Annotated in this window: 11 protein-coding genes; 6 read left to right on the top strand and 5 right to left on the bottom strand. The window is 58.4% G+C overall.

What is annotated here, in order from left to right:
* Positions 1-102 precede the first annotated feature (102 nt).
* Positions 103-3,948: a multifunctional oxoglutarate decarboxylase/oxoglutarate dehydrogenase thiamine pyrophosphate-binding subunit/dihydrolipoyllysine-residue succinyltransferase subunit gene (locus tag IDL90_RS03765; protein WP_316930276.1), complete on the top strand. Its 3,846-nt coding sequence runs from the start codon at positions 103-105 to the stop codon at positions 3,946-3,948.
* Positions 3,949-4,041: 93 nt separating this feature from the next.
* Here the strand turns inward: IDL90_RS03765 and IDL90_RS11830 are convergent, their stop codons facing one another.
* Together IDL90_RS11830 and IDL90_RS03770 are read right to left on the bottom strand one after the other, a co-directional pair.
* Positions 4,042-4,116 carry a 50S ribosomal protein bL37 gene (locus IDL90_RS11830; protein ID WP_398397221.1) on the bottom strand — a complete coding sequence of 25 codons (75 nt, stop codon included), beginning with the start codon at positions 4,114-4,116 and terminating at the stop codon, positions 4,042-4,044.
* Between the two features lie 288 nt (positions 4,117-4,404).
* Positions 4,405-5,049, bottom strand: coding sequence for a sigma-70 family RNA polymerase sigma factor (locus tag IDL90_RS03770; protein WP_187994406.1), 645 nt, complete (start codon positions 5,047-5,049; stop codon positions 4,405-4,407).
* 140 nt (positions 5,050-5,189) lie between these two features.
* On the opposite strand from IDL90_RS03770, the gene aroA reads away from it, so the two are divergent.
* Both aroA and rsgA read left to right on the top strand, forming a co-directional pair.
* A complete protein-coding gene (gene aroA / locus IDL90_RS03775; RefSeq protein ID WP_182141841.1) occupies positions 5,190-6,593 on the top strand; it encodes a 3-phosphoshikimate 1-carboxyvinyltransferase in 1,404 nt (467 codons plus the stop codon).
* Between the two features lie 66 nt (positions 6,594-6,659).
* The gene (gene rsgA / locus IDL90_RS03780) at positions 6,660-7,712 is read left to right on the top strand and encodes a ribosome small subunit-dependent GTPase A (RefSeq protein WP_182141840.1); all 1,053 of its coding nucleotides are present in this window, start codon (positions 6,660-6,662) and stop codon (positions 7,710-7,712) included.
* A 14-nt stretch (positions 7,713-7,726) separates the two neighbouring features.
* On the opposite strand, the gene hisN is transcribed toward rsgA, so the two are convergent.
* Positions 7,727-8,521, bottom strand: a complete 795-nt coding sequence (gene hisN, locus IDL90_RS03785) for a histidinol-phosphatase (protein ID WP_182141839.1) — start codon at positions 8,519-8,521, stop codon at positions 7,727-7,729.
* A 67-nt stretch (positions 8,522-8,588) separates the two neighbouring features.
* On the opposite strand from hisN, the gene IDL90_RS03790 reads away from it, so the two are divergent.
* Positions 8,589-9,338 carry a glutamine amidotransferase-related protein gene (locus IDL90_RS03790; RefSeq protein WP_182141838.1) on the top strand — a complete coding sequence of 250 codons (750 nt, stop codon included), beginning with the start codon at positions 8,589-8,591 and terminating at the stop codon, positions 9,336-9,338.
* Here the strand turns inward: IDL90_RS03790 and IDL90_RS03795 are convergent.
* On the bottom strand, positions 9,285-9,734 hold the full coding sequence (locus IDL90_RS03795; RefSeq protein WP_187994407.1) for a hypothetical protein: 450 nt from the start codon (positions 9,732-9,734) through the stop codon (positions 9,285-9,287). The genes IDL90_RS03790 and IDL90_RS03795 overlap by 54 nt on opposite strands.
* 245 nt (positions 9,735-9,979) lie before the next feature.
* On the opposite strand from IDL90_RS03795, the gene IDL90_RS11675 reads away from it, so the two are divergent.
* A complete protein-coding gene (locus IDL90_RS11675) occupies positions 9,980-10,981 on the top strand; it encodes a LysM peptidoglycan-binding domain-containing protein (protein WP_182141836.1) in 1,002 nt (333 codons plus the stop codon).
* Positions 10,982-10,987: 6 nt separating this feature from the next.
* A complete protein-coding gene (locus IDL90_RS11835; protein WP_223175172.1) occupies positions 10,988-11,494 on the top strand; it encodes an Rv3235 family protein in 507 nt (168 codons plus the stop codon).
* A 70-nt stretch (positions 11,495-11,564) separates the two neighbouring features.
* Here IDL90_RS11835 and secA read toward each other — a convergent pair whose 3' ends face one another.
* Positions 11,565-14,441, bottom strand: coding sequence for a preprotein translocase subunit SecA (secA, locus tag IDL90_RS03805; protein WP_182141835.1), 2,877 nt, complete (start codon positions 14,439-14,441; stop codon positions 11,565-11,567).
* Between the last annotated feature and the right edge of the window lie 27 nt (positions 14,442-14,468).

Raw genomic sequence — 14,468 nt, forward strand, 5'->3', positions numbered from 1 at the left:
GGGCACATGCAACAACTATTGGCGTGGTTGCTCCAAGACTTAAGTCCGGTACGTGCCTACACTTGGAAGTCGAGCGATCCACCTCTAGTCGAAGGAGCCTTTGTGGTAAGCAGCAGGGATGATGGCTTAGGCCCAAACGACTGGTACATCTCAAACATGTACGAGCAGTTCGTAACCAATCCAGAGTCGGTTAACGATGAGTGGCGAGCATACTTTAAGGCCTATCCCGAAGTGGGGTTGCGCGCAGCTGCCACAACTGAGGCGAACCGCGATGCTCAGATCATTGCAGAAGCTATCACGCCCTCGGCGGAACAGTCCTTCAGCGCGGAAGACAACAACCCGGGTCTCCCTTCGCCGCAAGGTCCGCCGCGCAGCGAGCAGCCAAACCTAGAGAACGTTACGCGGTCCGACCTTCCACCAGCGCCGCCCACCAGGGTTCGCGAAGCCACTTCTCCCTACACCCGCTCCAGCGATGCCGCTTCGGCCGCTTGGGGGGATGTGGATGCGACAGGGAAGGATCGAACCGAACTCATTCGCGGCGTGGGCCGGTCGATCGTGAAGAACATGGAGTCATCCCTGGGGGTACCCACAGCAACCTCCGCTCGTGAGATCCCTGCGAAGCTAATGATTGAGAACCGTGCGGTCATCAACGCCCATCTCGACCGTACTGTTGGCGGCAAGATCTCTTTCACCCACCTCATCGCGTACGCCCTCGTCGAAGCACTGGTCGAGATGCCGTCGATGAACGTTCGTTACGTGGAAAAGGACGGGAAACCGCACATCGAACACCTAGCCCACGTTGGGCTCGGACTGGCGATTGATGTTCCGCGCGAGGATGGTACAAGGTCGCTACTGGTGCCGGTTGTGCGCAATGCGGACACACTAACTTTCCCACAGTTTGTGGCAGCAATGAATGACCTGGTTGCCAGGGCGCGAACCGGCGATCTCACCGCTGGAGACTTCCAGGGCGCTTCCGTATCGCTAACCAACCCGGGAACGATTGGGACCACCTTCTCCGTTCCTCGTTTGATGACAGGCCAGGGCGTCATTATTGGTATCGGTGCGACCGACTATCCGGCGGAATGGTCTGGAGCCCCAACGGAACGGCTGGCCGACCTCGGGGTCGGAAAGATCATGTATGCCACCTCAACCTACGATCATCGAGTGATCCAAGGTGCCGCATCGGGGGCCCTCCTCAAGGTACTTTCTGCTCGCTTGCGGGGCGAGGACGGATTTTACGACCGTATTTTCGATGCACTGCAGGTCCCATATCCGCCGTACCGCTGGGAGCGGGACCTGATCTATGACTCGGCAGCTGAGAAAGGCAAGCAAACCCGCATTGCGGAGCTGATCCACGCCTATCGCTCACGGGGCCACCTGGCGGCCGACACCGACCCCCTCGCCTACCGTGTGCGTCGCCATCCCGACCTAGAGCTGCGTCGCTATGGGCTGACCTTCTGGGATCTCGATAGGGAGTTCCCAACAGGGGGCTTCGGAGACGCACCAAGCATGAGGCTGCGCGATCTCTTGCGCCGACTCCGTGACACGTACACACGGTCAGTCGGGATCGAATACATGCACATTCAGGACCCCACCCAGCGCACTTGGGTGCAGTCTGAAGTGGAGGCGCCCTATCAGAAGCCTTCTCCAAGGGAACAGCGTGAGATCCTTTCGACACTGGTCCGCGCGGAGGCCTTCGAGGCGTTTCTACAGACGAAATACACGGGTCAGAAACGGTTCTCCCTCGAGGGTGGAGAGTCTCTAATACCGTTCCTCAACGCGGTACTGACCGACGCAGCCAACACTGGTCTCTACGAAGTCACGATTGGTATGGCTCACCGGGGCAGGCTCAATGTTCTGGCCAACATCGCGGGGAAGTCCTACTCGCAGATCTTCTCGGAGTTTGAAGGTAGTCCACATCTACGCGGCACAGAGTCCTCCGGCGACGTCAAGTACCATCTGGGCACAGAGGGTTTCTTCAGAGCGGGCGACGGAGTTGGTACGCGCGTCTACCTCGCTGCGAACCCTTCGCACCTTGAAGCTGCTGACGGGGTGCTGCTCGGTATCAGCCGGGCTATGGAAGACCGTTTGAATGAGCCCGGCTTCCCAGTCATGCCCGTCCTCGTCCATGGTGACGCTGCGTTCATTGGGCAGGGCGTCGTCTACGAATGCCTCAACATGAGTCAGCTCAGCGGATTCAAGACGGGTGGTACCCTGCACGTCATCGTCAATAACCAGATAGGTTTCACGACGGGGCCGACTTCGGGGCGGTCGACCCGCTACCCGACAGACTTGGCCAAGGGCCTACAGATCCCTATCTTCCATGTCAACGGTGACGATCCGGAAGCCGTTGTTCGCGTGGCAACACTCGCGTTCAAGTACAGGGAAGAGTTCAACAAGGACGTCCTCATCGACCTCGTCTGTTACCGACGTCGCGGTCACAACGAGGGCGACGACCCTTCAATGACACAGCCTGTGATGTACGAGATGATCAACTCGCTTCCCTCAACCCTAGAGGTCTATACCAGCAACCTAGTTGGTCGTGGTGACATCACAATTGAGGAGGCGAGGACGGTAACCGCGGAGTTTGAAACTGAGCTCGGCAAGATTCTTGAGGAGACTCGTTCGCGCGGTGGTCTGCCCGATCCCTCAGAAAGGTCCAACACCGACGTCAAGGACCGAGTCCAAGAGCGCTATGGTCTGGAGGTTCCAGAGTCTCAAAAGCCGGGTGCGGGCATGATGATCGGTTGGGAAACCGCGGTCACAGCAGAGCAGCTGGAACGAGTCGGAGAGGCATACAACGCATTCCCCGAGGGTTTCACCCCCCACAAGAAACTCCGTCAACTGAGCGAACGTCGACTCGCTATGTCGAAGGGTGAAGCGCCAATCGACTGGGGCTTCGCCGAGCTGTTGGCATGGGGCACGATGCTGATGGACGGGACGCCTGTTCGCGTCACAGGTCAGGACACGAGACGCGCAACCTTTGTTCAGCGCCACGCAGTGCTCCATGATCAAAGTGACGGACGGGAGTTCACTCCCCTGGACTTCCTCACTGAAGACCAGGCGAAGCTCTCCATCTACGACTCCCCTCTTTCCGAATACGGGCCACTGGCATTCGAGTACGGCTACTCGGTTGAACGTCCGGAGGTGTTCGTGGCTTGGGAGGCACAGTTCGGCGACTTCGCCAACGGAGCGCAAACAGTAGTTGACGAGTTCATCTCTTCAGCCGAGCAAAAATGGGGCCAGGCCTCATCTGTGACACTGTTGCTTCCACACGGCTACGAAGGCCAAGGCCCTGACCACTCTTCCGGAAGGATTGAGCGCTACCTGCAGTTGGCTGCCGAAGACAACATGTGGATTTGCCAGCCTTCCACCCCGGCGAATCACTTCCATTTGACGCGCCACCAGGCGTACCGTCGACCGCGAACCCCTCTGATTGAGTTCACCCCCAAGCAGCTGCTGCGCCTGTCGGCAGCGATCTCTTCGGTTGATGAATTTACTTCGGGGACTTTCCTTCCCGTAATCGGAGAGGTAAGCAGGGACGTGGGCCAGAACGCCAGCGGCGTGCGCAGGGTCCTGGTTTGCTCCGGGCGTATCTACTATGACCTGATCAAGGAACGCGACGCGCAAAATCGCACGGATGTCGCAGTTGTGCGGTTGGAGCAGTTCTATCCTCTGGCGACCTCGGAACTGGCTGAGGCACTCGCTCCATATGAGAACGCCGAGGTCGTCTGGGTTCAGGACGAGCCGGAGAACCAGGGGGCCTGGTTCTTCTTGGCGATGAACTTGTTCCCCCGCCTTGGGCTGCTACCCAACTTCAGTGGCCTGGCAGGAGATCTACCTTCAGTTCGGGTCATATCGCGGCATGAAGGAGCATCGCCAGCTACGGGGTTGTCATGGCGCCACCAAGAGGAACGAGCCGCTCTCTTGACGGAGGCCTTCGCGTAGCGCACCCGTAGCCGCTGGTGAACTCAATGCAGCGGGTATGCCAACGGCCCACGAGTTTTCGTGGGCCGTTACAATCTCACAGAGATCGAAAGATCAGCTGTTTGGGCGCTTACCGTGGTTCGCTGCCTTCTTGCGACGATCACGACGCTTCCGTCCTCGCGTACTCATATCCAAATCCTTCCGTCTGTACCCTTCTGGGTGCACAACACTGCTAATAATCGCACATCTGGGGCGCAGTACATAAGCCTGAAGCCGAGGTTTCACTCACGGTTTGCGGATTTGGCGGTCCAGTTTGCGCCACCGCACTACTCGCTCTGCCCACACTCCGTCTGAATTCGAAGGATGATCCGTGCCCGCAGCTCCGGAGGTGGCGACACGCAGAGGCATTCCCGTAGCACGGTGACGACCTCAACCTCACTGATCCAGCTGTCACAATCTTCAGCGCAAGATTCCTGATCACACATTCTTTGCCTCCGTCCCGCTGGTTACCTTGCCATCAGTCTGGTTTAGTCCCCTGGCCGCTGTAATCTCTCGCAGGCGGATTCTTCCGCGATGGATACGACTCAGCACCGTGTTCTGGGGAACGTCCATAAGTTCCGCAATTTCTTTGGTGGTCAGGCCCATAACGTCTGCCAGATACACTGAAGTTCGCTGGTTCTCCGGGAGCGAACCCAGAAGCGAGTAGGCCTCATCCCGCTCAAAATGCTTGAGTGCCTCGCTTTCTGCAGAGGGCGCGTACGCGCGACTCACCGCCCCACCTTCTGAAGCATCTCCGGTGCCCGCACCGCCTTCGGCATCGCTACGCAACTGCCAGTCCTGGGGTAGGGGTTGCCCAATGTGGTTGAGGTCGCGCGATGATTTGCGATAGTTCGAAATGAACGTGTTGGTCAAGATGCGGTACAGCCATGCACGCACATTGGTCCCAGATTCGAAAGTGTCAAAGGCCAGAAACGCCTTTAGGAACACCTCCTGCGTCAGGTCCTCTGCGTCAGCAGGGTTCCTGGTCAGCGCGAGGGCGCCCCCGTAGATTTGATCCAGGAATGGCAGGGCTTCGGCCTCAAACCGCTGATCTGAGTCCGAGGACGCAGGTCTCGCTTTCACTTCCACCCCGAATCCTCTCTCAACGCCGCCTGCTCTGTGATCCGTAGTGGCAAAACGTCTCTATTTTGAGCACAATGCTAACCAACACCCATATTCTGTGCTCGAGTCTACGCCCACAGCCCAATGACCTTGGAGGTCGAGTGACTATAAGTAACGCTGGTGGCGACGAGTATTGGCCCGCTCCCACGCCAAGCGGACCAGTGAATGCGACCGTCCTGCTACCCGGATCGAAATCGCAAACGTCACGCGCATTTGTAATTGGCACGATCGCCCAGAATCCAACGAAGATCTCGGGCGCCCTCGCCTCCCGGGACACCTACCTGGCGGCAAAGGCGATGGTCGCACTCGGCGCAGAGTTTGTTTTCGAGGACGATCCCCGCTCCCTCACCATCATGCCGGCATCCCGACTGCGTGGCGGGTCAACGATTGACTGCGGGCAGGCGGGCACCGTCATGCGTTTCGGTTCGGCGCTGGCGGCATTCGCGGACGGAAAAACCACCCTGGTCTGCGACCCGTCAGCCGAGTCACGACCGATCACCCCACTCATGGACTCCCTGCAGGCGCTGGGAGCACGAGTCAAATACGGCAAACGCAAGGGCTTCCTGCCGGTGACCATCACGGGTATTCCTGCCCGTAAGAAAAAGGCCACATCCACAAAGTGCGACGGAAGCGACCAGGTTGGTATCGATACCTCCAGTTCTTCGCAATACCTCTCAGCCCTACTGCTCGCATCCCCCCTCATCTCCAAACCCACTGTGCTCCGTGCGGAAGGTCGTCTGCCGTCATGGCCCTATGTCGCAATGAGCCTTGACATGCTGGCTGAGCAGGGTGTCGATATCCAGAGGACCACTTCTTGGAGCTGGAAGACAGACCCAACCCGTCCCGCGGGTAACCCCATCCAGATCGAGCCTGACCTTGCCAATGCCGGACCTTTCTTAGCGGCCGCCCTGCTTTGCGGGGGAACCATCACGATTGAAGACTGGCCCGCCCATACGGATCAGGTTGGCAAGTACTGGGTGGAGCTCCTCCCCCAGTTTGGTGCCACAGTGGCCCTCAGCGCTCAGGGACTTACGGCAAGTGCCCCGCTTGGGTTGACTTGGCCCGGCCTCGACCTCGACATGGGGGCGTATGGCGAGCTGGCACCAACGGTGGCCGCCCTCTGCGTCTTCGCCACATCACCGTCAACCCTGCGCGGAATCGGCCACTTGCGAGGTCACGAAACTGACCGTCTTGAGGCGATGGCCACTGAGATACGACGCCTCGGCGCCAATGCCCGTGTCATGCGCGATGGTATCCACATCATCCCCGCACCAACGCATAGTGCGGACATACAGACTTATGAGGACCATCGCATGGCGACATTCGGCGCCATCGTGGGCCTCCGCACGCCTGGGTGCAGGGTTGCAAACATCGGAACCACCGCAAAGACACTCCCAATGTTCACCGCGCGCTGGCATGCGATGCTCCAGGGCGCCGACTCTCCCAGCACATTGACCATGGCGGAGGTCTTCGCGAACCCGGCGCTGATTTCGGGGGCAGAGTAGTCTCGACATCAGACCAGATCAACCGGGGCGAACCCATCTGCCTCACTCGGCGAGAAAAGGAACGGCGTGGCCAGACTCGATACGGGAACTGATGATGAACGCGTCCGCGTCCGACCGACAAAAGGTTCCCGTCCTCGAACCAAACGCAGACCGGACTATTCAGCGCGTCCCCTGGGCCGCGTTGTAGCCGTCGACCGAGGGCGGTTTGCCGTATCCACATCTTCAGGCCCGCTGCTGCAGGCGGTGAAGGCCCGCGAGATTCCGCGGGGCGCAGTTGTCATTGGAGACTTTGTGCGCCTCACCGGCGACCTCAGCGGCCGGGTGGACACGTTGGCACGAATCGCGCACGTCGAGGAACGCACCAACGTCCTGCGACGCAGTCTCGAAGAGGCCGAAGACGGGCGTGGGGAAAAAATCATTGTCGCCAACACGGATCTCATGGTTATCGTCACCGCTTCTGCGAATCCGACACCTCGCGTGGGAATGGTGGAAAGGTGCCTGGTCGCAGCACGCGAAGCAGGTGTCCCAGCCCTTCTGTGCATGACGAAAACCGATCTCGCCGACCCTGGTGATTTCACGGCATTGTTTGACAGCTTCGATCTGGAGATCGTTACCGCAAACTTGGTGACAGGCGACGGCCTCGACAAGATAGCAACCCTGCTGAAGGGCCACTTCTCCGTCCTCATCGGTCATTCGGGGGTCGGTAAGTCGACTCTCATCAATGCCTTGATTCCAGGATTGGGGCGCAGTGTGGGTGAAGTCAATGTCGCGACGGGAAAGGGGCGCCACACCTCTACCAGTTCCGTGGCACTAGAACTCCCTAAGGGGGGATGGTTGGTTGACACGCCAGGTGTTCGATCCTTCGGCCTTGCCCATGCTGACGTCGAGGACGTTCTGGCGGTATTCCCCGACCTTGTGGCCGTAACTGAGTTCTGCCTGCCGAACTGTACGCACACATCATCGGAGGTGTCGTGCGCCCTCGATGAGTGGGTGGCACAGGCCGGACCGTTTGCAAAAGTTGGCGAAGCAGACGATTCGCTGCTAGCCCCTCAGCGCAGGGCGGGCATCGTGGCACGTGCGCGGACACTCATCGCCGGTCTCCCCCAGGACAACTGGTAGCACCTATCGACGCATCATCGCGGCTTCAGGGCTTCGATTGCAGCCTCATGAATGAGCCCATTGGAAGCGATTGCATTTCCGCCCCATGGGCCAGGTTCACCATCTAGCGACGTGAACCGTCCTCCGGCCTCCTGCACAATGGGAACCAACGCCGCCATGTCATACAGTGCCAGCTCAGGTTCTGCGGCAACATCAACGCTGCCCTCAGCAACCATCATGTAGCTCCAGAAGTCCCCAAATCCCCTTGTTCGCCAGCAGGACGCCTGAAAGTCGAGGAAGCTCCGTCCTCGTCCAGCTGCCAGCCAACCCTGCAGAGACGAGTACGAGAAGAATGCGTCATGGACATGCGCTACACGTGAGACCTGCAGTTGTCGTGACCTCATAAGTGACGTCCCTGCGAAAGCGCCCATACCTTTCGCCGCCCACCACCGACGCTTCAGAGCGGGAGCGGATACCAGTCCGACTACGACCTCGCCGTCCTCGACAAGGGCGATAAGTGTCGCCCATACCGGAACCCCTCGCACAAAGTTGCTGGTCCCGTCAATCGGGTCAATAATCCATTGCCGACTTGAGGAACCGCTTGTTCCACGTTCCTCACCGAGGACGGAGTCCCGTGACCGGGATGTGCCGAGCTGAAGGCGGATCTGGTCTTCCACGGCCTTATCGGCATCCGAAACCAACGTGTAATCTGGCTTTTCTTCCACGAGAAGATCATCCGCTTGGAAGCGGTTCATGCTCTGGTGGTCAGCCTGGTCTGCGAGGACGTGTGCTAGGCGGAGGTCGTCGATGTATCGTCGCGTTTGAGACATGTGTAGAGACTATCTTGATGGTGCCCGAATGAGGGCCAGACGCCCCCGGGCTGACTAGACTGCAACCATGGCCAGACGCTTCCTTATGTTCACGACGCGAATTTACGAGAAAGTTGCGATTTCGGAACGTCAAGCCATGCTCAAGTTCACGGGATTGCGCGACGATGAGCTTGTCAATGTCCGTCTTGAGCGGGATCCGTTCCCCGATATTAACTTGCAGCACTGGGACGGCATCATCATGTGCGGTTCCCACTTCGATGTGTCAGCGCCGGAAGACAGCAAGAGCCTGCGGCAACTCGACGTGGAGCAAAACCTGACGCGGCTTTCGGAAAGGGCCATCGCAGAAGATTTCCCGATTTTGGGGATCTGCTACGGCCTGGGGATTATGGCGCGCATGCTTGGCGGGAGCGTGAGTCCAGCCATTTCAGAGGACATTACGGCGCCGCAGTTGACCGTGACCCCGCAGGGTCGGGTCGATCCGATTCTCAATGGCATTCCGGATACTTTCCGCGCCTACGTCGGGCACCATGAATCGGTTGTCGAGCACCCACCGCAGATGGTGCCGCTAGTGACGGGCACGGTCGCCCCACTTCAGATGGCGCGCATTCGCAACAACATCTACCTGACGCAGTTCCATCCTGAACTAGATTTTGAAGGCATTTCGGTGCGCATCGACGTGTTTGAGGATCATGGCTACTATCCGAAAGAGGAACGGCCCAGGGTTGAGGAACGGGTGCGCGGCGTCGATGTGTCGCCAGCCCACCTAATCCTCTCCAACTTCGTCGACCGGTTTGGCACGAACGAGGGCGTCGCCTAAGTCAGTACGCTCGCTGATGTCGTACCACATCAGGGCCTCCTCAAAGAGCTGCCCTATTAGCAGGTCCGCCTCCTCTTGCGTCTGCGCCAAGAATAGCTGCGCGCATATCTCCCGCCCCCTTGTGTCGTCCGCATAAATCTCGTCGACCTGTTGCCAGGAACTGAAGCGTGCGTCCCGGGAGGGGAGGGCGCCCCCCACAACCAGCCGAGTGGGGGAGGATTGTTCTTCGCGCGCAAGGTGGAGAGACTCTAGCGCGGCATCATCCCGCGCATCCTCAGTTGTTTCCTCCCAGGTTGAATCTGGGGAAACATCCCTATCTTCAACGCAAATCGCATCGCGATTCGGTGGGGTCTGGGCAAGTAGTTCGGACGCTGTGAGCGCTAGATAGTGCTGCATGTGCCCAGCTTGCCACGGCCGAGGTACCCGCGTCTCTCATCTGCGACAAACTGCCGCTGACATGGGAACCTTTGCGAAGACCGGCGCAGTCATAGTGCAACTGTTCCATATCCTTTTCCATCAGACGTTATCCCCAAATTCTAAAAGAGGCTGGTTTCCACAGACAACGCTGTAATCTCTGCACCACTGTTGTTTGTCAGAGTACTAAGGAGCGTAGACACAACAGAATGGAAAGAGGTAGGTCAGTGATTACATCAACCGATTCACAGTCCCCAGGAATGCGGGACGACCGCAGAGGAACCGTTCAACGGCAAGCACGTAAAGCCTTGCTTCGTGAGCTTGCTGGGCTCCTGGTGTCCTTCGGCGCAGTGGCCATGGCGCTTCACCTTCAAGGCGTCGGCTCAGCTCAGTTTGCTTACGTGACGCTCGTCCTCGCGGTTCTTGCTGAGATCCTCTTCCTCTGGCGCTCCGTCTGGGCCGCGCTTGCACTAGTGGCAGTGAGTAGAACGCTACCTGGGCGGCTTCACCTAATCTTGGGCACGGCTGTGGCAACTTGGGGGACACGGTCCGCACGTCGGTCGGTTGCGGGCATCGCCACGACCACGGCCCTGGCGGGCACCCTATTCTCCGGCGCTGCGCTAGCGGATACGGGAACCACCACAGACACTACCGAATACCTGTGGAGCTCTTCTACGACCACCGCAGAATACGTACACCCCCTTGACACTGCTCTTTCGGGTGGGGTTCCCTCTAGGACGGCAGCCTCCGACAGTTCACCTTCAGCGAGTACAGACAGTGTCTTCCCAGGCTCGGGAGAGTTCGAAGCGGCACGTGAAACGGAGGTTGCGTCTCAACCTCCGGCTCAGAGACTTGAGCCAGCTTCCGATCTTCAGCAGATGCCACCTTCCACACCGTCTTTGACCGCGACTCCCCCGCCAATCTCCGATACGCTGTCCTCCCGACTCTCGACAAAGCCTTCGACGCGAGACATGTCCACACCGGTACTGCTTCCAAGTTCAAATGGTGATTCCGTCGACCTATCCACGGCATACACGGTTGCAGAGGGGGACTGTTTATGGGACATTGCGGCAACAATGCTCGGTGAAAATGCTTCAGACTCTGAGATTGACGCACTTTGGAGGGACATTTATGACGCAAATGAACTTGTCATCGGATCCGACCCCAACCACATCGAACCAGGAATGATCTTGGAAACTATCCCTCTTCCCGCATCTTCGTCGAAGTAGAAAACCATGCACACCCCAGAGCCAGCCAAGACCCTCCAGGTAGCCAGTTCTTCAGAACACCCCAACCGCACTGCCGGTCCTGCTCCCAGAACGCAAGTCAGGGGTCGGCCCTATGCACGTGCCATTCACATAGCGCCAACCCAACGCAGAACCGGTCACCCGAGCGATACAACACTGGCCGGGCTGCCCAGCCCCGAACAGTGGGCTCAACAGATTGCTGTGGCTGTCGTTGACGTCATTGCCGGGAGGAAGGACCCTCGAAGTCTTCAACGGTGGATGACAGCGGACGTTTACGGATACCTTCGCGCCAGCACTAGTGCCAGTACCAGTGCTTCTCGGGGTCGAGGCGGCTCACTTCCGGCCCTGGCGATGACGTCACGCATTTGTCCGGTCTCAAATGAGACATTCGAGTTTGCGGTAACGGTGTGGGATCAGAACCGAGCAAGGGCAGTTGCCGGACGCCTGGTAAGGCTGCGAGATCGATGGCAGCTTTGCGAGCTCGAAACACACTAGAGTCCAGGAAACGTAAAGCGGTTATCACGCGCGATCATCAATCACTGGGCCCCGCACTAACGGCGGGCAGCTACCCCTTCTTCTTGCCCTGAGCCCGTCGCTGTGCCCTGTTAAGTGTTTGGGCCCCTGCCGCCGCAGGTACCGCGGGCCCCCTGTTCGTTCCTGCCACTGGCTCTGACTGCTTGGCCGGTCCCTGCATGGTGAGCCTGTTAGGTACAGACTGACGTCCCACATCTCCCATGACGGTCTTGGGAGTCGATGCTTTTTTCTGAGCTTTGATCTGGCTCTTCGCAGGCTTCACTGCCTTCTTAGTCTGTGGAGCTCCACTGGCCTGGCCCGATGCCGCGGCTTCCACTGCTGCAGAGTTATCGCCACCTCCATTGGCAATCAGCTCCTCGCGCTGCTCATTAGCTTTCTCAAACTGGTAGTGGTAGGCAAAGAGTTGCTGGACTGATTCTTCGCGGATCCGTTCCATCATCGCTTGGAACATCTTCGAGGCTTCATCCTTGTATTCAACCAAGGGGTCACGCTGACCCATCGCACGAAGACCGATTCCTTCTTTCAGGTAGTCCACCTCGTAGAGGTGCTCGCGCCACAGGCGGTCAACCGTCGACAGCACGACGCGCCGTTGGAGTTCGTCGTTAGCAGAGTCACCCAGTTGAGAGATCGCAACGGGATTGGCGTCTAAGGCCTCAACAGCCGCGGCGTATGCAGCATGAATATCGCCCTGAAGCTCGAACTCCACATTCTCCCGCGTCAGATTCGCCCGTCCACCGTACTCAGCTTCCACGTCTTCAATGGACACAGACACGGGATAGTATCCACGTAGTTCTGTCCAGGCAGACTCCAGCTCCCAGTCAGCAGGGTCGTCGGCGACAGTGAACTGCCGGACGATGCCCGCAACCAGCTGGGACTGGAAGTGATCGATCTGCTCCGAGAGGTCTTCACCACGCATAACTCGCGCACGCTCATCGTAGATAAGTTCGCGTTGACCGGTCATCACATCGTCATACTTGAGGACGTTCTTGCGGATCTCAAAGTTGCGCGCCTCGACCTGGGATTGCGCTGATGCAATCGACCTGGAGACCATCTTTGACTCAAGCGGAACGTCCTCGGGATACGCACCCGAAGTCATGATTCGCTGTGCCATTCCGGAGTTGAACAGCCGCATTAAGTCATCTTCCATGGACAGGTAGAAACGCGACTCACCGGGGTCACCCTGACGCCCGGAACGACCACGCAGCTGATTGTCGATTCGCCTCGACTCGTGCCGCTCCGTTCCAAGAACGTAGAGCCCTCCGGCCTCAGCAACCTCATCGTGTTCTTCGGCGACGGCGCGGCGGGCATCCTCAAGTGCCTCAGCCCACGCCTCCCGGTACTCTTCCGGGTATTCCTCGGGGTCAAGCCCTCGACTCTTCAGGTTTGCCTGGGCAATAAACTCCGCGTTGCCACCAAGCATGATGTCGGTGCCGCGCCCAGCCATGTTAGTTGCAACGGTGACTGCACCTTTGCGTCCGGCCATGGCGACCACTTGGGCCTCCCGCTCATGTTCCTTCGCGTTCAGTACCTCAATAGGCACGCCCTTCTGCTTCAGAAGCGAGGCCACTTGCTCTGATTTCTCAACAGATGTTGTGCCAACAAGGACCGGCTGCCCCTTCTTGTGACGATCGACAATATCGTCGATGATCGCATTCAGCTTGCCCTGCATTGTCGGATAGACAAGATCCGCTTGATCTTTGCGGATCATCTCCCTGTGGGTGGGGATCGGAATGACACCGATCTTGTAGGTCGACGCAAACTCGGCCGCCTCAGTTTCGGCTGTACCTGTCATGCCAGCGCGAGACCCCTCGGGGTACAACCTGAAATAGTTCTGCAACGTCACTGTTGCCAGAGTCTGGTTCTCCGCCTTGATTTCAACGCCCTCTTTGGCTTCAATAGCCTGGTGCATTCCGTCGTTGTAGCGGCGTCCTGAAAGCACGCGGCCCGTGTGCTCATCAACGATCATCACCTCGCCACCCTGAACAATGTAGTTGTCGTCGCGGTGGTAGAGCTCTTTGGCCTTGATCGCGTTGTTCAGGAAGCCGATTAGCGGGGTATTTGCCGCTTCATAGAGGTTATCAACGCCCAGCTGATCCTCAACTTTTTCGATACCGGCTTCCAAGATGCCCGCATTGCGCTTCTTCTCATCAACTTCATAGTCGACATCACGCTGGAGTATCTGCGCGATCCGCGCGAACTCCTTATACCAGTGGTTGAGGTCACCCGCGGCCGGACCTGAGATAATGAGCGGAGTCCTCGCCTCATCGATGAGGATCGAGTCAACCTCATCCACAATCACGTAGTTGTGTCCACGTTGCACCATATCTTCGGGTCGCTGCGCCATGTTGTCGCGGAGGTAGTCAAACCCGAACTCGTTGTTGGTGCCATATGTGATGTCGCAACTGTAAACCTCATGGCGTTCAGCAGGAGTTTGCCCGGCAAGCACACACCCAACGGTGAGCCCCAGGAAGCGGTAGACGCGCCCCATCATCTCTGACTGGTACTCAGCCAGATAGTCGTTCACCGTAACGACATGGACGCCTTTTCCTTCGAGTGCGCGAAGGTATGCGGGCATCGTCGCCACAAGCGTCTTACCTTCACCGGTCTTCATTTCGGCGATGTTTCCTCCGTGGAGCGCAGCTCCACCCATCACCTGCACGTGAAATGGGCGCAAACGCAGTACGCGCCATGCTGCTTCACGTACCGTCGCGAAGGCCTCAACCATGAGCTCATCAAGAGTCTCGCCATCAGCAACCCGCTGCTTGAACTCTTCGGTCTTCCCGCGAAGCTCCTCGTCCGTTAGCTTCTTGAAATCCTCTTCGAGGGCGTCGACCTGGTCCGCTATACGGTCCAGACGCTTAATCTGGCGTCCCTCGCCAGCCCTGAGGATCTTGTCAATAATCGACACGGGTACTCCTTGATTTTGCCTACGACA

The sequence above is a fragment of the Schaalia sp. JY-X159 genome (assembly GCF_014525425.1).
Lineage (GTDB): Bacteria > Actinomycetota > Actinomycetes > Actinomycetales > Actinomycetaceae > Scrofimicrobium.

What these genes read in the sequence shown, in the direction of transcription:
- IDL90_RS03790 (WP_182141838.1), top strand. Translation starts at nt 8,589, where the DNA reads ATGGCCAGACGCTTCCTTATGTTCACGACGCGAATTTACGAGAAAGTT.
- IDL90_RS03795 (WP_187994407.1), bottom strand. Translation starts at nt 9,734, where the DNA reads ATGCAGCACTATCTAGCGCTCACAGCGTCCGAACTACTTGCCCAGACC.
- IDL90_RS11835 (WP_223175172.1), top strand. Translation starts at nt 10,988, where the DNA reads ATGCACACCCCAGAGCCAGCCAAGACCCTCCAGGTAGCCAGTTCTTCA.
- hisN (WP_182141839.1), bottom strand. Translation starts at nt 8,521, where the DNA reads ATGTCTCAAACGCGACGATACATCGACGACCTCCGCCTAGCACACGTC.